This is a genomic window from Olsenella sp. HMSC062G07, from assembly GCF_001811895.1.
GTDB classification, from domain to species: domain Bacteria; phylum Actinomycetota; class Coriobacteriia; order Coriobacteriales; family Atopobiaceae; genus Olsenella_F; species Olsenella_F massiliensis.
Map to the genome: position 1 here is coordinate 1 of NZ_KV806938.1, position 684 is coordinate 684.

The 684-nt window shown below is 67.3% G+C and carries 1 protein-coding gene; it reads right to left on the reverse strand.

All coding sequences use genetic code 11. The features are described from left to right. Positions 1-73 precede the first annotated feature (73 nt). Positions 74-684: LCP family protein (locus HMPREF2826_RS00675; RefSeq protein ID WP_148138284.1), on the reverse strand; the 611-nt coding region annotated here is incomplete at its 5' end.

Consider the following 684-nt stretch of genomic DNA (forward strand, 5'->3'; position numbering starts at 1 on the left):
GAGCCGTCCCTTTGATTCTGCGCGAGAGCCAGCCTGCTCAGGCGGCCTTGCGAGAGAATCGCGCCCACGCCGCCTAGTATGAGTCGCCGCCCAGAATCACGATCACCGGCACGTCCGTCCTGCAGCTGCCGTCATTCGCCTGGGGCATGACGCCGCCGCCCAACGTCTGGGCAACGCCCAACGCCGACGACCGGGCCCCGTCGCCGTTATAGATGACCTTCGTCGTGCTCTCTCGTGCTGCGGCGGTGTCCGCCGTCGCGGTAAAGCCCCTGTTCTTGAGCGTCGTGGCCACCTTGCCCGCGGCGCCGTCGGTCATGCTCGCGTTGAGCACGAGCACGCTGCCCGAGTAGGTGGGCGCGTCGGAGGCGGACGCCCCCTCTCCCGTCTTGGTCGCCCCGGCCTCGCCCGTCGCCGCGGCGCCTGAGTCCTGGGCGGACACGCCCCTCGCAGGGTCGTCCGCGTCGCTCTCGTATGGCGGGAGCCCCTGGTCCACGCGAGACATCATCTTTCTCCACGCGCTCGTCTGGCAGATTTCGTACCAGGTGTCGTTCTTGTACTGCGAGGTGGTGGGCTCCATGCCCGCCATGACGTCCGTGTCCACGTTCATGCCCCTGAACTGCGCCGCAAGCGAGGCTATGGTGTTGACGTCCATGTCGGTCTTGATCATGCCGGCCATCGTGTTGA